This window comes from Burkholderia sp. GW821-FHT14F03 (genome assembly GCF_058803765.1).
Genome location: NZ_JBXAPG010000023.1, coordinates 59793 through 78195, shown reverse-complemented (window position 1 = coordinate 78195; position 18403 = coordinate 59793). Strand labels below are relative to the sequence as shown.

Here is an 18403-nt window from a genome sequence, read left to right as displayed (position 1 = left end):
CTTCGCGACGGCCGCCCGGTGATGTCGATATCGCCGGACGGCCGCCTCCCGTGCGCGAATCAGTCCGCGCGGGCCAGCACCGCGCCGGTCCGCACGCCGTCACGCGCCCACCAGTACCGCCCCGCCCGCTGCTGCGGCGCATGGATCGCGAGATACGTCGTGCTCCACAGCTGCGCCGCGTTCGACTCCGTGACGTCGGTGCTGCGCGTGCCGAACGCGTCGCTGCGATAGCGTCCGTCCACGTAGGACCAGGTCCACATCTCCGACGCCCGCATCTCCTTCGCGTTCTCGACCATCTGCCACAGCCGGGTCCGGGTCTGTTCGAGCAGCGTGCGCGTCGAGGCAGGCAAATCCTGGCGCGCGAGCTGCCGGTCGAGCCCGGCCGCCCACAACGCCTGCTGCCACGACCACACCACCGTGCCGTGGTACGCGGAACTCGAGAACTTCGGCCACAGCGACTCGTCCGCGTAGACCGGGTTCGCGACCAGCATGCCGATGTCCGTCGCCAGTCCCGCCGGGAACGGACGCATCATGTCGGTCGCGATGCGTTCGAGCATGTCGGCGGGCGGCGCGCCGAACACCAGCGCGAACCCGCCATCCGAATTCATCACGCCGACCGGCTGCCCCTGCGCGTCGAGCGACACCGCGTAGAACGACAGCGGCCCGCCGGGCGCGGCCGCCGCCGGCACGCCGACCTGCGCCGCATAGCGCGCCACCCGCGCGGCCGCCTGCGCGGCCGGCACCGTCACCTGGAAGCGGTTCGGCGCCTCGGCTTCCCACACCGCCGCCGACGCGGCCGCGGTCGCGAGCTGCGCGCGCTGCCCCGCGTCCAGATACGGATCGAGCAGCCCGCGCGCGAGGAACGCGCCCGTCGCGCGCAACGCGGCCGGCACCAGCACCGCGTTGACGTCGTAGGGATAGACGCCGCCGCCGAGGCCATCCGTGCTGTCGCGCCAATTGCCGACGATCTCGCCGCGCCTCAGCTGGATCAGGTTCGCCACGACCGGCTGCGCGGCGAACGCCTGCGCGCTGCCCGCGACCCGCATCAGGTTGCGCACCAGCCGGCTGCCGTTCGACACGCCGTCGCGCCCGACCTCCGCGAGATAGGCGCGCGCGCGCGCCTGGCCGCGCGGATCGTCGATCAGCCACGCGGACAGGATCGGCGCGAGCAGGTAGTCGCCGTCGATCATCTTGTAGTCGTAGGTCGGCGTCGGATCGTTCGCGCGGCCCTGCTTCTGGTTGTCGATCAACGCGAACTCGCCGATCCCTTCCTCATGCGCGACGCGCCCGTCCGTCGACAGCCGCGCGAGCACCGCGCTCAGGCCCGCCTCGACCGCCACCGGCTGCAAGGCCGGCATCAGCATCCGCAGCGAGATCAGCGTATCGCGGCCGAAGTAGGTGTCGTACTGCCACGAGCCCGCGAGCAGCTTGTCCTCGTAGCTCAGGAACGCCAGCACGTTCTGGCTGCGGTCGTCCGGATTGACCGCCGACGTGAACAGCGCCGACTTGTCGATGGGCGTGAGCGGCGTCTCGCCCGTCACCGCCTCCACATGCACGCGCAAGGCCCGCGCGCCGGCCGCCGCGCGCAGGCGGGGCTTGCCGTCCGGTCCCGCCGTCACGCCGCCGCCCTCGCGCAGGCTCACGCGCAGCGCATAGCCGGGCGCGCCGTCGACGCGGTCCCGCGCCCAGCTCACGGTCGAGCCCGTGATGGTCGGCGTCGCGCCGATCGCGTCGGGAATCGACGCGCCGCCGTTGTAGTCGCGCAGGAAGCGCACGGAACTCAGCACCGCCGCGCGCACCGTCAGCTGATCGGTGTCGACCGTGAGATCCGCGCCGATCCCGTACTGGTCACGCCCCTTCGCGTCCTTGACGTGCACCGACGCGACCGGCGCGTCGAGCGTCCAGTTCACCGCTTGCGGCGTATCGTCGAACCACAGCCCGGTGCCGCTGTTGCCCGCCGGAAATATCGCGAGCAGCCTGGGCTTCGCGGACGAACGCGCGAGCAGGTGCGCGGCCACCTGGTCCTGCCGGTAGAACGCATTGATCTGGCCGCCCTCGTCGATCCTGAACTGCAGGGCCGCCGCGCCGCCGTCTCCTCCTCCGTCGCCGGCCGACGGCCGCGTGCTCGTGCCGTCGTCGCTCCAGCAACCTGCCAGCCCAACGCTTAGGAATGCCAATATCTGCAACGATATGAGCGAGCGTTTCACATCCATCCGTGCCTCCAGTTTTTATCGTGAATCATTCGGATTGTTGCCTCGTGACCTTAAATCAGAGGATTACGGATTGCAAACAGCAGCGCGCCGACATTGAATGGAATCATCGATGCAGCCAATCCGATAGCATGCGGAGGCGACGTGGAAGGACTTGGGATCGGGGGGATCGGGCGGTGTTGGTCAGGCCGCGCGCAGCCGGACCATGAGGCGCGGCGGGGGCCGCCGGAACGCGCGCGGCGCGCGCGGGCCCTGAGGTCCGCGCGCGCCGGCGTCGTAGAGGCAAACAGCGGCGGCGCGACCGCGCGCCGCCGTTCAGGTCAGCGTTGCGACGCGTCCAGCACCTGCCGCTGGCGCGGCTCGCCCTGGCGCGCGAGCATCCAGCCCGGATACTCGCCCGGCAGCGCGCCGGCCTTGTCGAGCGTCGCCAGTTCCTCGGCGCTCAGTTGCACCGCGGTGGCCGCCACGTTGTCCGCGAGTTGGTCCGGACGCTTCGCGCCGATGATCACGCTCGTCACGACCGGCTGATGCAGCAGCCACGCGAGCGCGACCTGCGCGACCGACACGCCGCGCGGCGCGGCGATCGCACGCATCGCGTCGATCACGTCGTAGGCGCGGTCGAGCACGACCGGCGGGAAATCGAACGTGGTGCGCCGGCCGCCCGCCTCCGACGCGCCGTCGCGCCCGTACTTGCCGCTCAGCAGCCCGCCCGCGAGCGGGCTCCACACCATGAGGCCGACGCCTTCGCTGCGCAGCATCGGCGCCAGTTCGCGCTCGAGATCGCGGCCCGCGATCGTGTAGTACGCCTGCAGCGACGCGAAGCGCGAGAAGCCGCGCCGTTCCGCGATGCCGAGCGCCTTCATGATCTGCCACGCGGCCCAGTTCGACACGCCGACATAGCGCACGTGCCCTTGCTGCACGAGCGTATCGAGCGCGGCCAGCGTCTCCTCGATCGGCGTCGCCACGTCGAAGCCGTGCACCTGATACAGATCGATGTGATCGAGCTGCAGGCGCGCAAGGCTGGCCTTGACGCCTTCCATGATGTGATAGCGCGACAGGCCGCGCGAGTTCGGCCCGCGCGTGCCGGTTTCGCCGAACACCTTGGTCGCGACCACGACGTTCTCGCGCGGCACCTTGAGGTTCCTCAACGCCTGTCCGGTGATGATCTCCGAGCGCCCTTCCGAGTACACGTCGGCAGTATCGATAAAGTTGATGCCCGCGTCGAGCGCGCCGCCGACGAGCCGCTCCGCGTCTTCCTGCTGCACGTTGCCGATCTGGCTCCAGAGCGGGCCCTGGCCGCCGAACGTCATGGTGCCGAGACACAGTTCCGAGACGAACAAGCCGGTATTGCCGAGTTTTTTGTAACGCATGAGGGTCACTCCCGTTGCAAGACATGCCATCGCGCACGGCCCGCCGGACACGTGTCCGGCGCAGCCGCCGCGGGTGACTCATTATGCGAGCGCCGCGGTGCGCGACGGATGCCCGATCCTGCGTCATTCCTGCCTGTTTCTCCATGCTTGCGCGCCGGACGCGCGCGCATCGGGTCGGCCGGCGCCGGCGACTATGCGAAGCGCCCGCTCATTGCCGCCGCCGAGGCGTGCCGCTTGGTCCATCGTCAAGGAGTCGATCTCGCGCGCGCCCGCGCGCTGATCACACCGCTTCACAACATGATGCGGGCCTGTCCGCAGGACACGGCGAACGATATCGATCAGTTGATCGATGCGTTCGAGACATGCGCGGCGGCGCTGGTCCAAGCCCCCGACGGCCGCCTCGATGCTCGAACCCCACCCCTCGCGCCGGAACCGACGCCGGTGCGCGCGCGTCTCCGTCGAGACCTCGCGGGGGTCCCACGGTCCCGGAGCCGGAGCCGAGCGCCCCTCCGGCACGCCGCCGGGCGCGCCGGCCGGCGACTTCGCCCATCACGGGCGCGAGCCAATTAGAATCAGGCCTTCGATAAAAACGAGAGGGCAACCGACATGAAAGCTGGCATGCGTCCCGACGCCGCGCTGTTCAGCCTCGCCAACCTGATCACGCTCGGCTCCTTGAGCGCGAGCCTGATGCTGATGTCCCTCGTGGCCGCCGGGCACTTCGCGCCGATCGGCGCGCTGTTCGCCGCCGCGCTGGCCTGCGACGGGCTCGACGGCTTCGTCGCGCGGGCGCGCGGCACCACCGGCCCGTTCGGAGAACGGCTCGACAGCCTGATCGACGTCGTATCGTTCGGCATCCTGCCGCCCGTCGTCGCCTGGGCGTATTGCGGCCACGCGGGCGCGCCTGCGCTGCTGCCCGCGATGTTCGTGTATCTGGCGTGCGCCGCGATCCGCCTCGGCAGATTCAACATCCAGCCCGACAAATCGGTGTTCTTCGGACTGAACAGCCCGACCGCCGCCACGCTCGTGATCCTGCCGGTATGCGTCGCGTTCGACCGGTATGGCGCGACCCCGCCCGCGTGGTTCGCCACCTTCGTCAATGGGTCGCTGGTGCTCGCGGGGCTGCTGATGATCAGCCCGTTCACCTACGTCAGCACCAAGAAACTGCGCATCCGCATGCGGCCGTTGCCGCTGCTGGCGGTTGCAACCGGCGTGGCCGGCGCGTTCATTGCACTCGGCGCGGGCGCGGCGCTGTACGCGCTGGTGCTGCTCTATACGTTGTCGGGCCCCGGCCGCGCGCTCGCCGGCCGGGTCCGCGGGCGCGCATGACGCGCCCATGCCGGCGCGCGCCTCAGGCTTGTGCCGGCCCCGACAGCGACCGGTTCAGCGCGGTATCGGCCGCATGCCGTTCGAGCGCGAGATCGATCAGCCGGCTGACGAGTTCGCGATACGGCAGCCCCGACGCCTCCCACAGCTTCGGGAACATGCTGATGTTGGTGAAGCCCGGCAGCGTGTTGATCTCGTTGATGAGGATCGTGCCGTCCGCCTTCAGGAAGAAGTCGACCCGCGCGAGGCCCGCGCATTCGAGCACGCGGAACGCATCCACGGCCACCGCGCGGATCCGGTCGCTCGTCGCCGCGTCGAGCGCGGCCGGAATCACGACCTGGGCCGCGTCGTCGTCGATGTACTTGCTGTCGTAGGAATAGAAGCCGCGCGTCAGGACGATTTCACCGCAATGGCTCGCGGCGGGTTCGTCGTTGCCGAGCACCGCGCATTCGATCTCGCGGCCGTCGACCGCGCTTTCCACCAGGACCTTGTGGTCGAACGACAGCGCCAGCTCGACGGCCGCCGCATACTCCGCCGCGTTGGCCGCCCGGCTCACGCCGACCGACGAACCCGAGTTCGCCGGCTTCACGAACAGCACGTCGCCGAGCGTCGCCGCGACGCGCGCGTACGACGTCGCGGCCGCCGTGCGGCGGGTCAGCGTCACCCAGGGCGTGACCGGCAGGCCCGCATCGCGCAGCAGCCGCTTCGCGACGTCCTTGTCCATGCACACGGCCGAGCCGAGCACGTCCGCGCCGACGAACGCGACGCTCGCCATCTTCAGCCAGCCCTGCAGCGCGCCGTCCTCGCCGAGCATCCCGTGCACGATCGGGAACACGACGTCGATCTGCGGCATCGCCTCGCCCGAGCCGCGCTCGACCCACTGCTCGCGCGTCTTGCCCGGCGTCATCGCCAGCTCGCGGTTCGAGCGGTTCAGCGCGATCAGCGCGGGATCGTCGCGGTTCAGCAGATACGACGACGCCTCGGACAGGTGCCACGCGCCCGCCTTGTCGATCCCGATCAGGACCGGCTCGAAGCGATCGCGATCGAGCGCGTCGACGATGTTGCGCGCCGATTGCAGCGATACTTCATGTTCCGTGGTGCGCCCGCCGAAGATGATCGCCACCCGAAGTTTTCCTGCTCCGTGCCCCATACCGTTCCCGCCTCCGCGCGTGAAAAAATGCGTGATACGGTATGACGTCGCGATGCCAACGTCAACCCGAATCCGTCGCGCCGCGCCCGATATCGCCGGGGCGGTCGCGCACCCAACCGAAAACTCGCCGATGACCGTACTCCTGCGCCCTGCCGCGCCCGCCGACGCCGCCGCACTCGGCGATCTCTACCTGCGCTCGCGCGGCGCGCTGGCCGCCTACGCGCCGCTCGCCCATGCGCCCGCCGCGGTGCGCGATTGGCTCGCCCGCGTGCTGATCCCGTCGGGCGGCGTCACGGTCGCGCACGACGGCGACGCGCTGGTCGGCATGAGCGCGCATACGCACGACGGCCCGCTCACCTGGCTCGACCAGCTCTACGTGTGCCCGACGCGCCTGCGCGAGGGCATCGGCGCGCGCCTGCTGGCCCACGTGCAGGCGCTGACGCCGGTCGCGCTCCAGCTGCACACGTTCCAGCCCAATGCCGCCGCGATCGCGTTCTACGAGCGGCACGGCTTCGTCGAGATCGGGCGCGGCGACGGCAGCGACAACGAGGAGCGCTGCCCGGACCTCGTCTATCGCTGGGTCGCCCCGCCGGCGTCCGGCCGAGCCGCGTCCGGCGGGGCCGACGCCCGCCCGGGCGGCGACCGGCCCGGCCTTTCCGCGGCGGTCGCGCCGGATCGGGAAATCTAGAAATAGGGACGATCCTGGTTGCCGCACGGCGCCGCGCCCGGGGTCCGCTTCATCCGCCCATGCCGCGCGAACCACACGGCAGTCAGAAGGAACGCCATTCGATGAGACCCGACCCGACGTCCATTCGCATCGTCGCGCTCGACGACCACGCCTTCGTCCGGCGCGGGATGGAAGCCCATCTCGCGCATACGCCGGGGCTCGAACTGGTCGGCGTCTTCGCGCATTCGCGCGACTTGCCGACTAGCGTGATGTATTCATGCTGCCCGCTGAAGCTCACCTCATCTACACCGAGATGCTTCGACGGCGCTGGCGGACATCTTGTCAATCCGCGCCTTACCGCTCGCTGGATGATGCAGTCGATTGCATTCCAGCTCAGCCGCATCCGGCGGCTCACAGCCTGAATCGATGCTTCGCGAAGCCAGTCCACCCCATGCATTTCAAACGCGCTGGTGTAGCGACTGCCGTGGGCAGTCCACGGTACTTGTACGGTCAAACAACCATGCTCAGGACACTCTACGCGCGGCAAATGGGCCTGAACGGCGGTTTCATATTCGCAAGTATCAAGATGACGCCATTGCCGTATTCGAATGTCGCAACGTGGGCAACGACGAGTGCATTGGGGGGCAGACGAATCGTGCACGCGAGCACATTCGCGCGCTGACGAGCACGACCTTTCGACGCTCATCTGGATTGACTGAAACAACTCGCCAAGGATGCCGAAGTTTCAAAATCCTTGTGTAAAGACCGCGTTCGTTCACGGCATTTGATAATTGAAAAATGCCAATTATCTATCGACACCCGAGCTGTCGGTACTCCGACTCGAGATTTGCCCGCTTATCGTACTGTCGCAACTCGTTTCGAGGCTTACCATCCGAGCCCATACCTTGCACAGCTATATTCTTGCGGTCTGGAGAAGCGATGGCCTGGCTGATGGCGGAACTGAGTTCCCTGCACCGTGTTGGCGTCGACTCCGATGAAGATGCGGATATGCCTCCATCAAGGTTACGCGCCAAGGGGGACTTGAACTGAGTGCCAGAGGGGTCCGGTACGACGCTTCCGCTGGCAACGTGAGCGCCAGCATACACAGAAAACATCAGCAAACTCAGGAATGCGAAAATCATGCGCATACAAACCACCCGCCGCTATCTAAGAGGACCAGTAAGACTTCGGCCCATTAAGATAGTTCGCTCCGGCATTCTTGACCGACCGCAATTGGGGAAGGACCTGTTCGACTATGCGCTCGGGCCCGGCGAGATCGACGGGCTCAACCGGATCCGCGCGCGCCATCCGGCCTGCCGGATCCTCATGTCGTCGGCGTTCGACGCCGCCCCGCCACCGTGGCGCTCGCGCTGCGCTCGGGCGCGAGCGGGTTCTTCGGCAAGCAGCAGGACTCGGCGCACTGACCGGCGCGATCCGCGCGTGGCGCACGGCCACCTGTATCCGCGCGCCGACCTCGCACCGCAGGTCGGCGCCGCCGCGCCGGGCGGGCGGCCGTCGCCGGCCAGCCGGGACGATCCGGACGCGCCCGCGCCGGACCGCCGCGCGCACGCGGGATGGCACGACGTGAACCTGAGCCCGCGCGAACACGAGGTGCTGCGCTGCTGTCTCGCCGGCATGAGCGTGACGGACATCGCGCTGAAATTCTCGCGCAGCCCCAAGACCATCAGTTCGCAGAAGCAGGCCGCGTTCCGCAAGCCCGGCATCACGCGCGATCTCGAGCTGTTCTCCGTGCGTCACCTGCTCGGGAACGAATGAGGCGCGCGACGCCCGCCCCGGGCCGTTGGTCCCACCCGCCTCCGTGACGTCCGCCGCATTGTGCGCGGCGGGCGCGCCGCGCACAGTGGCATCGCCTCCCGCCGCGCCGCCTTCCGCGTCGCGCCGCCCGGCGACCCTTCCGGCACACTCACCGACGATCATGACGCTACGATGCACTCAGGGCCAGGCCTACAGCGCGGACCTCCCGACCCTGCGCAACGCCATTCGCGCCAACACGCTGGCGGTGCCCGTCCAGATCCCGAACACGCCTCCCGGCTGCGCGCTGTCGCTGATCCTCAATCTCGCGCATGAAGCCAGCGGCGCGCTGGTCGCGCCCACCGCGTCGCTCTATACGCTCGGCTTCGTCAAGGCGCATGGCACGTTCTACTTCGCGGCCGCGGCGCCGCTGCCGTGGGCGCCGCCCGTCGGGGCGACCAACCTCGGCGCGAGCGGCTCCTACGCGAGCCTCGGCTACACGGTCGCGCCGCTGCCCAGCCTGACCGCGCCCAACCTGTCCGCCTCGGCGCTCACGCTGAGCGGCTTCAACGGCCCCGTGCCGATCGGCGGCGGCACGCCGGTCGCCGATGCGCTGACGCGCGCGATCATCGCGCTGTCGGAGGCGCTCCGCTTCACCACGGCCGAATGGGCGATCGTCGACGCGCTCGATCACGGCGTGCCCTATTTCCCCACCGCAGCCGGCCACCAGGCGCTGTTCACCAACGGGTCGGGCCACGGGATCGGCCTGTGAAGGCGCGACGCGCCGCCGCCGCGCCGCGACGGCCCCTTCGCGCCGCGCGCGCACCGGCCGGGTCATGAGATGCGCGCCCCTCGCTTCATGCGCGCGTCCGGGCCGCGCGAACCTCGGCCCGCGCCGGCCGCCTCGGGCGCGCTGCGCGCGCAACTGCGCGACGAGTGCGACGCGATGGCCCGCTACGCGCTGCACCACGGGCTGCCGGTCGCGCCCGAGCTGATCGCGCAGCTGGGCCGCCTGATCGACGCGCAGGGCGGCATGGCCGCCGACGCGCCGCGGGCGCTCGCGACGATCCATCGCAAGCTCGCCGCCACCATCGCGCCCGCCACGCCGCAGGCGGTGACGCTGCTCGACGCGCAGCGCTGGCGCCGGCATCCGCTCGCCTGGCTCGGGCCGGTGCCGCTCGTCCGGATGCTGACGCTCGCGGCGCTCGGGTTTCTCGTCGCGGTGATCACGACCGGCCTGTCGTCCGAAGTGTCCTCCGACAACATCGATCGCGGCTTTCTCAATTCGCACGGCAGCCTGCTGCTGTGGAACGCGCTGTTCCTGCTGTTCTGCGCGGGGCTCGGCGCGTCGTTCGCGACGCTGTTCCAGGCGCACCGCTACATCGCGGCGTCGACCTACGATCCGAAGTACGACGCATCGTACGGCGCGCGCCTGATCCTCGGCGTGATGGCCGGACTGATCCTCGTCGAGATGCTGCCGCCGCATCTGTTCGAGGACGGCAGCATGCACAGCTTCGGCAAGCCCGCGCTCGCGATGCTGGGCGGCTTCTCGGCCACCGCCGTGCACCGGCTGCTGCACCGGCTCGTCGAGACGCTCGAGACGCTGGTGCGCGGCGATCGCTCGGCCGATACGCGCGCCGCGCTGCAGGCGCGCCACGCGCAGGCGGCGCATGACCGCACGCAATGGCAAAGCGAGCTGGCCGCGCAATTGCTCGACCTGCAGCAGGCGATCGATCGCGACGGGTCCGCCGATGCGCTGCGCGCGCGCCTCGCCAACTTCACCCGCGCGATGCTCGCCGGCGATCCGGCGCGCGGCGCGGACGCGCCGCCGCAGGTCGATGCGGAGTGAGCAGCGCGGACGGCGCATGAGGCGCAAGATCCGCCGGCGTCGCGCGGCGCGCCGGGACGCGCGCGGGCCCGCACTGGTCCGCACTGGTCCGCACTGGTTTGCACTGGTTTGCGCGGGCCCGCGCGGATCTGCGCCGGCTCGTGCGAGCGCGCCCGGCGGCGCGCCCACCCGCGCGATGCGCCGCACACGCGCATCCCGCGCGACCGACGCCGCGGAGGCACTGCGCCACGGCCGGCCGCGCGAACGCGCATCGCGCCGGCTCCTCGCGCGTCACTCGCGCGCCGCGACGCCCGGCGCGCCGGCCGGGCGCGGCATATCGATCGTCACGTGCCGCGCCAGCCACAACGCGGCCTCGGTCCGGTTGCTGACGCCGATCTGGCGAAACAGCGCATAGAGATGGTTCTTGATCGTGCCTTCCGCGACATTCAGCACCCGGCAGATCTGCTTGTTGGACTTGCCCTCGGCCAGCAGCCGCAACACCTCGCGCTGGCGCGGCGTCAGGCGTTCGAAAGCGCGGTCTCCGTTCGAGCGGTCCTCCGCATGCAGCCCGAGGCCGTCGCGCGCCGGGACGTAGATCGCCCCCGACGCAACCCGGCACAACGCGTCGGCGAATTCGTCGGCATCGGCGTAGCGCTCGACGATGCCCGCCGCGCCCGCGAGCATCGCGTCGGCGACGGTCTGGCGACACACCGCGCTGACGACGAACAACCAGGGGGCCGCGCCGAACGCATCGCGCAGCAGCTTCGGCCACCCCACCCGCGCCGCGCGCTCGTCCCATTCGAGCGTGACCGCGCGGACCCCGTCCGGCGGCAACGCGCCGCGTATGCGGTCGATGTCCGCCGGATCGCGGGCCGGCCAGACATGGCAGCTGCGGTCGCGTTTCCACAGGACATCGGCAACCCCGGCAATGAATAAAGGCGTGCTGTCGATCATCAGGACATTCATTTTCGCTTTACCCCTCAGTGACGAGACGCCAAGCGTGATGTTAATTGCGTCTCCTGCGCTCGCTTTTACCGCTCTTTCAAAAAAGCCGCACTAGGTACGTCGCTCCGTGAAGAATGTACTAATCCACGCTTCGATTGAATTATTTGGTCATTTTTCAGATCTTCAGCACCTGCCGTCCACCATGACCGATAGGCCATATCGAGTGCTTTCCCGCTTATGTAATTTAAATATCGGCAACACATCCGTGGTGCCGGACTTACATCGAGGAGCCAGTTATGGACGCCAGTTTTATCGGTTCTGTCATTAATGCTTTACCGATGGATCAAATGATTGCAGGTCCATTGAAAGCGATGATTAGCGCGCAGACCCAGGCCGCGAAAAGCTACGCCGATTTCCTGATGCAGGTATGCATTCAGGACGGCAAGGCGGTGGCCGTGCAATTCGACTACGACGAGACGCTGGTGGACGAGAGCGGCGTGTCGAAGGGCGTGATGCAGAAGACCATGCGCATTCCGCTGCTCGCGGCGATCGTCCACCCGATCATCGCGATCGAGGAGGGCACGATCGACTTCGAGATGGAGATCACGCAATCGGAGAAAGCGTCGTCGTCGACCGAGGGCAGCGGCTCGTTCCAGGCCAAGCTCGGCTGGGGGCCGATCAGCGTCAGCCTGTCGGGGCGCGTGTCGCACAAGTCGGAACAGACCCGCAGCACCGACACCCGCGCGAAATATTCGATCCACACGCAGGTCAAGCGCCAGGCGCCGCCCGAAGCGCTGATGCGGGTCATCGACTTCCTGACCGAAGCCGCGACGAAGCCGGTCGTCACCGACGCGAAGGCGAAGGACGTCAAGCCGCTGCCCACCACGCCGACCGACGGCACGCTGATCGGCCAGAGCACGGCCGCCGGCGGCGGAACCGGAGCGGGCGACGGCGCGAGCGGCAACGCGCCGGCTCCGCAGCCCCAACCCTAAGCGCTGATCGCGACGGGCGGGCCCACCCATGTTCAAGTTCCTGAAACGGCGGCGCGCGGCGCCGCCTCCCCAGCCGGATGCTCCGGCCGCCGACGGGGCGCGCGGACCGGATGCCGAGGCCGTGCCCGGCGCGCCGGCAGACCCGCCCGCGCAGGTCCGCCCGGCCCACCCGGCAGCCGCCGGCCCCGCGCCGGAGCCGATCCCGCCCGGTGCGCCGCCGTCGGGGGTGTCGTCGTCGGGGGTGTCGTCGTCTGGTGCGCCGTCGTCGGGTGAACCGTCGTCGGGTGAACCGTCGTCGGGTGAACCGCCCGGTTCGCCACCAGGTTCGCCGCCCGGTTCGCCGCCGGGTGCCGCCCCGCCGCCGCGCGGGCTCGCGCTCGACGAAATCGCGCGCGGCATGCAGCACGCGGCGGCGGCGGCGAACCAACTGCTCGCGCACCAGTACACGGCGGTGCTCGACCAGTTCTTCGACGCCGCGGAGGACGGGCTGCTGACGCCGCGCACGGTCGACGTCGCGCTCGACGCGGAGCACACGATGCCGGTGCCGCTCGTCGCGCTCGCGACGCCGCGTGGGCTCGCGCTCGATCGCATGGTCGTGCATCTGACGGTGCGCGGCGACTTCACCGAGGCCCTGCCCGCGGGCGGCTTCGCGGGCGACGACCAGCGCTGCCGCTTCTACGTGACGCTCGCGCCGCCGTCCGCGCGCGGCGATGCGCAGGGCCAGGCGCAGGGCCGCGCGAGCGCGCGCGACAGCCAGCACATCGACATCGAGATGCAGTTCGCGGCGCTCGCGCCGCCCGAAGCCATCATGCGCGTGATCGACGAATACACCCATCGCCTCGTGCCGCGCGCACGCCACGAGGGCGAGGAGCCCAATCATGCCTGACCATCCCAAGCACACCGGTACGCAGGGCGTCGACCTGATCAAGCAGTTCGAGGGCCTGCGCCTGAATCGCTATCTCGACGCCGTCGGCAAGCCGACGATCGGCTACGGCCACCTGATCCTGCCGAGCGAGCGCTTCGACCGCCCGCTCACCGCGAGCGCCGCGGAGGCGCTGCTGCGCCGCGACCTGCGCGGCGCCGAGCAGGCGGTCCACCAGCTGGTGCGCGTGCCGCTCACGCAACAGCAGTTCGACGCGCTGATCTGCTTCGTCTTCAACCTGGGCGGCGGACGGCTGCGCACGTCGACGCTCGGCCGCTACCTGAACGCCGGCGCGTACGCGAAGGCGGCCGACCAGTTTCTCGTGTGGAACAAGGCGGGCGGCAAACCGCTCGCGGGTCTCACGCGACGCCGCGAAGCGGAACGCAAGCTGTTCCTGTCCTGATCCGAACCGGAGGAAATGCCATGCATGCACGACACACCGGCCCGCGAGGCCGCGCGGGTTCCAGCCGACGCCGCGTCGCGGGCGCGGCGCTCGCCATGTTCGCCGTCCTTGCCGCGCCGGCTGCGCGCGCGCAGCCGTCCGGCGCGCCGCCGACCTGCCGCGCGGAAGTCGCCGATCTCGACACAGCGCTGCAACGCGCGCAACAGCCCGGGCTGTGCGAGCGCTGCGCGGAACGCCTCGCGCGCACGTTGGAGAGTCTGTACACGAACGGCGTGTTGCCGTCGTTCTACCAGTCGGCCGGGCAGGCCGACTGGAGCGACCCGCAGCGCCGGCCCGCGATGCTGAGCGGCGTGAGCCTCGCGGGCCAGCCGGACGGCCCCGATCTGCTGGCCGACATCGACAGCGGCTACGGCCCGCGCGGGTCGCTCCGGTTGCGCTATACGACCGGCAACCGGCCGCTGGCCGTGACGACTTCGGATCGCGCGGTCACGATTGCCGTGACGCGCTGCGTCGCGGCCGCGCCGCGTTAGCGTGGTCGCGCCGCGTGCGTGGTCGATGACCGCGCCCACCCGGGCGTCCCACCGGCCGACCTCACTCCGCACGCGGCGGCAACGCCTGCGCGATGCGCCGCGCGCCGTCCGCCACGGCGGATGCGGGCATGCACCGCACCGGGCCCGCTCGTCGATCGGCGGCACATGACGACGTCGCCACGCGCGATGCGATACGGCGCAGCGCGCCCCCTTCGACACATGCCTCCTCGGCAAGCTTTGCGCCCGGTTCGCGGATATCCCTGTCGATATCGCTCTGCGCGCACGCCTCGCCTTCAGCCCGTCACCGCATACGGGACGCTTCCGCCATTCAGCCGCCTCGACTCGCCCGCCCGTCGCGGATCGAGGCCGACATCGCCTTCGCAGGCAGCCTCCCCGGCCCGTCACCGCCTCCATGCCGCGCACCCCGTCGCCGCCCGCGCATGCCGGCCCGCGTCCACCCCGGCCGCCCGTCATGGGCCACCAACCGTCCCGGCCGCCCTATTCAAGCGCGCGCCCCGCGCCCTTACGCTGCAAGGGCATCAGGACGCCACGTCACGCAGCACGCAGCCCATCCCGTCATCCCTCGATACAAGGAGCAACAGCATGCACGCGGCCCACGCCTCTCCGCCGTCCCTTCCCATCGTCCGCGCCGGCGCGCGCCGCGCTTTCGCCGCCCTGCTGCTCGCCGCCGCGGCCGCCGCCGCACCCCGCCCAGCCCGCGCCGACGACGCCCCGCCCCTGCCCGCGCTGGCCGCCGACCTGCGGCAGACCTCGGTCTCCGGCCTGTCGTCCGGCGCGTTCATGGCGGCGCAGTTCGACGTCGCGTGGTCGAGCCGCCTGATCGGCGCGGGCATCATCGCGGGCGGCGCATTCCACTGCGCCGGCGAACTGCCCGCGCTCGACCCGGCCACCGCCGCGATGACGCAATGCATGCGCCCGCTCGGCGCCGCGCCGTCGGCGGAAGGCGCGTGGCGCGACGCGCGGCGCTTCGCGCAGGCAGGCCAGATCGACGATCCGGCGGCCCTGCGCACGCAGCGCATCTATGTGTTCAGCGGTGCGAAGGACACCGTGGTCGCGACGCGCGTCGTCGACCAGGCCGCGCGCTTCTACGCGCTCGCAGGCGTGCCGAAGGCGAACCTCCACTACCAGCGCCATCCGGATGCCGGCCACGCGCTGATCACCGACAACCCCGACGACAACCCCTGCGACGCCAACCGCAGCCCCTACCTCAACAACTGCGGCTTCGATCTCGCGCAGGACATCCTGCGCTGGCTCTACGCGACGCCCGATGCGCCGCTCAATCCGCCCGCCGAGCACCCGGCCGGCCGCCTGCTCGCCTTCGACCAGCGCGCCTTCGATCCGCGCGAGCAGGCGTCGCTCGCGGACACCGGCTACCTGTACGTGCCCGCCGCCTGCGATGCGGCCGGCTGCGCCGTGCACGTCGCCTTCCACGGTTGCGCGCAGGACGTCGCGGCGATCGGCCAACGCTTCGTGCGCGACGGCGGCTACAACGCGCTCGCGGAGACCAACCGGATCATCGTGCTGTACCCGCAGGTCGCGACATCGACCGTCAATCCGCTCGGCTGCTGGGATTTCTGGGGCTATTCGAGCCCCGACCCCGACCAGCCGAATTTCTACAGCCGCGAAGCGCCGCAGATGCGCGCGGTGATGGCGATGATCCGCCGCCTCGGCGCCGCGCGCCCCTGATCCCTCTCCATCCCGAACCGATCGAGGAACCCTCATGCTCTCGAACTTCATCACGCAATGGGAAGCAGCCAATCTCAGCGCGTTCCAACTGCTGGGCAAGGCCGTCGCGCAAACAGCCAATCCGGGCGGCCTCGCGGGCGCCGCCGTCGATGCGGGCGCGTGGCGCGCCTGGCTGCGCACCGCGCTGCAAGCCAGCCAGCACTACCTGAAAACCTGCGAATCCGCGCTCGACGCCGGCTGGCGCGAGCAGCGCGACCGGCTCGCGCTCGCGGGCAGCGGCGAGGCCGTCAAGGAACTCGCGGCGCTCAACGCGGATCTCGCGACCCGTGCGACGCAGGGGCATGTCGAGCATGCCGGCGCGCTCGCCAGCGCGACCGCGCAATACCTGACCGATCTCGGCCGCAGCCGCAACCCGTCCGACGCCCTGCTCGCATTCGGCCGGCTCGCCGTCGACATGCAGGGCCAGAGCCGCGCCCATGCGCTGCATCTCGCCTCGCTCGCGGGCGGCGTGCCCCCCGCGCTCGCGCAATGGGCGGACCGGCACCTGGCCGGCGACGCCGCGGAGCAGACGTCATGAACATCGCGCTGCGTTTCATCAACCGCTCGAACGACCGCGGCAACAGCGAGGTGGTGCTGTTCCAGCGCAACGTGGTGCCGGATCTCGACGAATTCGCGCTCGCCTGGAAAGTGATCCGGTTCTGCGGCCGCGACTGCCTGCATCCGTTCACCTACTCGACCGCGATCGAACTCGCGCTCGGCGACGAGCACGGCAATTTCTCGCCGCGCCTGCGCGCCGGCCATACCGGCCGCTTCGTCGTCGACACCCATCCGGGCGGACGCGGCCGCCTGGTGCCCGCATCCGCGCACGGCGCGGTCACGGGGGAGCTGGAAGTCGTCAACCAGATGACGCGCGGCGCGGTCAACGTCAACGCATTCAGCGCGGGCCGGCTGATCGCCGCCAAGCACGCGGTCGCGCCGGGCCAGAAGGCGGTGTTCCGCTTCACCCCGGCGCTGTGGATCGGCCTCGCGTCGCAGGTGCAGGAGAGCCGCGCGCTGAGCGCGGGCGTGCTGTCCAGCGACCACACGATGCTGCCGCTCGCGGGCGTGACGCGCGCCGACATCGTGATGACGGGCGGCGGCGGCGGCGCCGACGCGCAGCCGTTCGCCTTCACGCTCGACAACGTCGTGCGCGGCTGACGCGCCGCGCGGATTTCGCTTTCCGGTGTAACGGCCCGCCGCCGGCGGGCCGGTGGCAAGGTGCGCGGCAAACCGATTGCCGTCTTTCAACCCAAGGAGCAAGCAAGTGGATATCCAGCTGAACTTCGTCAACCGCTCGAACGACGCGAACAACTCGAGCATCGTGATCTTCCAGAAAAACGTCGCGACCGACTTCGACGAACTCGCGATCGCCTGGAAGGTGATCCGCAACTGCGGGCAGGGCGACAACCATCCGTTCAAGTTCCCGATGACCATGAGCGTGAGCGCGAGCGACAGCTACGGCAACTACATGCCGCAGCAGATCGCGACCAACGGCCAGGTGTTCCAGGTCGTGCGTTCGAACTCGGGCGACGTGCTGACGCTCGCGACCGACCCGGGCAACAGCTCGGAAGTACAGGTCCGCAACGATCTGCCGAGCGGCGCCGCGAACGCGACGATCTACAAGGACGGCAGCGCGCTCGCGACCAAGACCTCGATCGCGCCGGGACAGAAGGCGGTGTTCCAGTTCAAGCCGACGCTGTGGATCGGCGTGGCGTCGCAGATCGAGCAGGGCGCGCTGCTGAACTCGGCGGTGATCTCCGACATCAACACGGAGCTGTCGTTGCTCGGTCTCGCGAGCGCCGACATCGTGATGACGGGCGGCGGCCCGGGCCCGCGCTCGCTGCCGTTCACGTTCCGTCTCGAGAACGTCGTGATGGCGTGACGCCACGGCCGGCGGCGGCCGCGCCGCCGCCGCGCTCCCACGAACGACAAGGACCCATCATGGACATCAAGCTCAATTTCATCAATCGCTCGAACGACGTCAACAACAGCCAGATCGTGATCTTTCAGAAGAACGTCGCGACCGATTTCGACGAACTCGCGATCGCGTGGAAAGTCATCACATATTGCGGGCGCGGCGACAACCACCCGTTCGTGTTCCCGGTGCGCACCACGCTCACCGCGAGCGACTCGGACGGCAACTTCATGCCGCAGCGGCCCGCGCAGAACGGCCAGATGTTCAGCGTCGCGCGCAGCGCGTCCGGCAACGTGCTGAGCCTCGCGGGCGCGTCGTCCAGCTCGCGCGAGATCCAGCTGCGCAACGACCTGCGCAAGGGCGCGATCAGCGTGTCGGCCTTCAAGGACAACCGCCTGCTCGCGCGCAAGACGGGCGTCGTGCCCGGGCAGAAGGCGGTGTTCGAGTTCAAGCCGACGCTGTGGATCGGCACCGCGTCGCAGATCGAGGAAGGCGCGACGCTGAACTCGGCGGTGATCTCCGACATCAACACGGAACTGACGCTGCTCGGCGTCGCGAGCGCCGACATCGTGATGACGGGCGGCGGCGGCGGGTCCGCCGCCGTGCCGTATCAGTTCCAGCTGGCGAACGTGATCATGTGCTGAAGCGGG

Annotated in this window: 19 protein-coding genes; 14 read left to right on the top strand and 5 right to left on the bottom strand. The window is 69.9% G+C overall.

Annotation, left to right across the window (positions count from 1 at the left end):
* Positions 1-59: 59 nt before the first annotated feature.
* Both AC1RQF_RS17425 and AC1RQF_RS17420 read right to left on the bottom strand, forming a co-directional pair.
* On the bottom strand, positions 60-2213 hold the full coding sequence (locus tag AC1RQF_RS17425) for a glucosidase family protein (RefSeq protein WP_492872592.1): 2154 nt from the start codon (positions 2211-2213) through the stop codon (positions 60-62).
* A gap of 317 nt (positions 2214-2530) precedes the next feature.
* The gene (locus AC1RQF_RS17420) at positions 2531-3580 is read right to left on the bottom strand and encodes an aldo/keto reductase (protein ID WP_273997255.1); all 1050 of its coding nucleotides are present in this window, start codon (positions 3578-3580) and stop codon (positions 2531-2533) included.
* Between the two features lie 606 nt (positions 3581-4186).
* Here AC1RQF_RS17420 and AC1RQF_RS17415 point away from each other — a divergent pair.
* Positions 4187-4906, top strand: a complete 720-nt coding sequence (locus AC1RQF_RS17415) for a CDP-alcohol phosphatidyltransferase family protein (RefSeq protein ID WP_492872591.1) — start codon at positions 4187-4189, stop codon at positions 4904-4906.
* A gap of 22 nt (positions 4907-4928) precedes the next feature.
* Here the strand turns inward: AC1RQF_RS17415 and ddlA are convergent, their stop codons facing one another.
* Positions 4929-6026 (bottom strand): D-alanine--D-alanine ligase, encoded by a 1098-nt coding sequence (gene ddlA / locus AC1RQF_RS17410; RefSeq protein ID WP_492872590.1) that lies wholly within the window; start codon positions 6024-6026, stop codon positions 4929-4931.
* Positions 6027-6183: 157 nt separating this feature from the next.
* Here ddlA and AC1RQF_RS17405 point away from each other — a divergent pair, with 157 nt between their 5' ends.
* Entirely contained in the window at positions 6184-6741 is a 558-nt protein-coding gene (locus AC1RQF_RS17405; RefSeq protein WP_492872589.1) for a GNAT family N-acetyltransferase, read from the top strand.
* Between the two features lie 82 nt (positions 6742-6823).
* Here the strand turns inward: AC1RQF_RS17405 and AC1RQF_RS17400 are convergent, their stop codons facing one another.
* A complete protein-coding gene (locus AC1RQF_RS17400; protein WP_443111491.1) occupies positions 6824-7177 on the bottom strand; it encodes a hypothetical protein in 354 nt (117 codons plus the stop codon).
* Positions 7178-7953: 776 nt separating this feature from the next.
* On the opposite strand from AC1RQF_RS17400, the gene AC1RQF_RS17395 reads away from it, so the two are divergent.
* The 3 genes from AC1RQF_RS17395 (at position 7954) to AC1RQF_RS17385 (ending at position 10321) form a co-directional block, all read left to right on the top strand.
* Positions 7954-8496 carry a helix-turn-helix transcriptional regulator gene (locus tag AC1RQF_RS17395; RefSeq protein ID WP_273997250.1) on the top strand — a complete coding sequence of 181 codons (543 nt, stop codon included), beginning with the start codon at positions 7954-7956 and terminating at the stop codon, positions 8494-8496.
* Positions 8497-8656: 160 nt separating this feature from the next.
* Positions 8657-9244, top strand: coding sequence for a ribosome-inactivating family protein (locus AC1RQF_RS17390; protein ID WP_492872588.1), 588 nt, complete (start codon positions 8657-8659; stop codon positions 9242-9244).
* An 87-nt stretch (positions 9245-9331) separates the two neighbouring features.
* Positions 9332-10321 carry a hypothetical protein gene (locus tag AC1RQF_RS17385; protein ID WP_492872601.1) on the top strand — a complete coding sequence of 330 codons (990 nt, stop codon included), beginning with the start codon at positions 9332-9334 and terminating at the stop codon, positions 10319-10321.
* 270 nt (positions 10322-10591) lie between these two features.
* Here AC1RQF_RS17385 and AC1RQF_RS17380 read toward each other — a convergent pair whose 3' ends face one another.
* The gene (locus AC1RQF_RS17380; protein WP_273997248.1) at positions 10592-11266 is read right to left on the bottom strand and encodes a helix-turn-helix transcriptional regulator; all 675 of its coding nucleotides are present in this window, start codon (positions 11264-11266) and stop codon (positions 10592-10594) included.
* 275 nt (positions 11267-11541) lie between these two features.
* Between AC1RQF_RS17380 and AC1RQF_RS17375 the strand changes: the two genes are divergently transcribed.
* From AC1RQF_RS17375 to AC1RQF_RS17335, 9 genes are all read left to right on the top strand, one after another.
* Entirely contained in the window at positions 11542-12237 is a 696-nt protein-coding gene (locus tag AC1RQF_RS17375) for a DUF2589 domain-containing protein (RefSeq protein ID WP_273997247.1), read from the top strand.
* A gap of 28 nt (positions 12238-12265) precedes the next feature.
* Positions 12266-13123, top strand: coding sequence for a DUF2589 domain-containing protein (locus AC1RQF_RS17370; RefSeq protein ID WP_492872587.1), 858 nt, complete (start codon positions 12266-12268; stop codon positions 13121-13123).
* A complete protein-coding gene (locus AC1RQF_RS17365) occupies positions 13116-13562 on the top strand; it encodes a lysozyme (RefSeq protein ID WP_492872586.1) in 447 nt (148 codons plus the stop codon). Before AC1RQF_RS17370 ends, AC1RQF_RS17365 begins: the two co-directional genes overlap by 8 nt.
* 20 nt (positions 13563-13582) lie before the next feature.
* On the top strand, positions 13583-14092 hold the full coding sequence (locus tag AC1RQF_RS17360; RefSeq protein WP_492872585.1) for a hypothetical protein: 510 nt from the start codon (positions 13583-13585) through the stop codon (positions 14090-14092).
* 603 nt (positions 14093-14695) lie between these two features.
* Complete coding sequence (locus AC1RQF_RS17355; protein ID WP_492872584.1) at positions 14696-15799, top strand: extracellular catalytic domain type 2 short-chain-length polyhydroxyalkanoate depolymerase; 1104 nt, start codon at positions 14696-14698, stop codon at positions 15797-15799.
* 34 nt (positions 15800-15833) lie between these two features.
* A complete protein-coding gene (locus tag AC1RQF_RS17350; protein ID WP_273997242.1) occupies positions 15834-16376 on the top strand; it encodes a hypothetical protein in 543 nt (180 codons plus the stop codon).
* Entirely contained in the window at positions 16373-16996 is a 624-nt protein-coding gene (locus AC1RQF_RS17345; protein ID WP_273997241.1) for a hypothetical protein, read from the top strand. Before AC1RQF_RS17350 ends, AC1RQF_RS17345 begins: the two co-directional genes overlap by 4 nt.
* A gap of 106 nt (positions 16997-17102) precedes the next feature.
* The gene (locus AC1RQF_RS17340) at positions 17103-17720 is read left to right on the top strand and encodes a cupredoxin domain-containing protein (RefSeq protein WP_252982250.1); all 618 of its coding nucleotides are present in this window, start codon (positions 17103-17105) and stop codon (positions 17718-17720) included.
* Between the two features lie 59 nt (positions 17721-17779).
* The gene (locus tag AC1RQF_RS17335; protein WP_273997240.1) at positions 17780-18397 is read left to right on the top strand and encodes a hypothetical protein; all 618 of its coding nucleotides are present in this window, start codon (positions 17780-17782) and stop codon (positions 18395-18397) included.
* Positions 18398-18403 lie beyond the last annotated feature (6 nt).

Excerpts from the sequence above, each read along its gene's own strand:
- AC1RQF_RS17420 (WP_273997255.1), bottom strand. The coding sequence starts at position 3,580 with ATGCGTTACAAAAAACTCGGCAATACCGGCTTGTTCGTCTCGGAACTG.
- AC1RQF_RS17355 (WP_492872584.1), top strand. The coding sequence starts at position 14,696 with ATGCACGCGGCCCACGCCTCTCCGCCGTCCCTTCCCATCGTCCGCGCC.
- AC1RQF_RS17360 (WP_492872585.1), top strand. The coding sequence starts at position 13,583 with ATGCATGCACGACACACCGGCCCGCGAGGCCGCGCGGGTTCCAGCCGA.
- AC1RQF_RS17380 (WP_273997248.1), bottom strand. The coding sequence starts at position 11,266 with ATGAATGTCCTGATGATCGACAGCACGCCTTTATTCATTGCCGGGGTT.
- AC1RQF_RS17375 (WP_273997247.1), top strand. The coding sequence starts at position 11,542 with ATGGACGCCAGTTTTATCGGTTCTGTCATTAATGCTTTACCGATGGAT.
- AC1RQF_RS17415 (WP_492872591.1), top strand. The coding sequence starts at position 4,187 with ATGAAAGCTGGCATGCGTCCCGACGCCGCGCTGTTCAGCCTCGCCAAC.
- AC1RQF_RS17335 (WP_273997240.1), top strand. The coding sequence starts at position 17,780 with ATGGACATCAAGCTCAATTTCATCAATCGCTCGAACGACGTCAACAAC.
- AC1RQF_RS17345 (WP_273997241.1), top strand. The coding sequence starts at position 16,373 with ATGAACATCGCGCTGCGTTTCATCAACCGCTCGAACGACCGCGGCAAC.
- AC1RQF_RS17425 (WP_492872592.1), bottom strand. The coding sequence starts at position 2,213 with ATGGATGTGAAACGCTCGCTCATATCGTTGCAGATATTGGCATTCCTA.
- AC1RQF_RS17400 (WP_443111491.1), bottom strand. The coding sequence starts at position 7,177 with ATGCATGGGGTGGACTGGCTTCGCGAAGCATCGATTCAGGCTGTGAGC.
- AC1RQF_RS17390 (WP_492872588.1), top strand. The coding sequence starts at position 8,657 with ATGACGCTACGATGCACTCAGGGCCAGGCCTACAGCGCGGACCTCCCG.
- AC1RQF_RS17385 (WP_492872601.1), top strand. The coding sequence starts at position 9,332 with ATGCGCGCGTCCGGGCCGCGCGAACCTCGGCCCGCGCCGGCCGCCTCG.
- AC1RQF_RS17405 (WP_492872589.1), top strand. The coding sequence starts at position 6,184 with ATGACCGTACTCCTGCGCCCTGCCGCGCCCGCCGACGCCGCCGCACTC.
- AC1RQF_RS17365 (WP_492872586.1), top strand. The coding sequence starts at position 13,116 with ATGCCTGACCATCCCAAGCACACCGGTACGCAGGGCGTCGACCTGATC.
- AC1RQF_RS17370 (WP_492872587.1), top strand. The coding sequence starts at position 12,266 with ATGTTCAAGTTCCTGAAACGGCGGCGCGCGGCGCCGCCTCCCCAGCCG.
- AC1RQF_RS17350 (WP_273997242.1), top strand. The coding sequence starts at position 15,834 with ATGCTCTCGAACTTCATCACGCAATGGGAAGCAGCCAATCTCAGCGCG.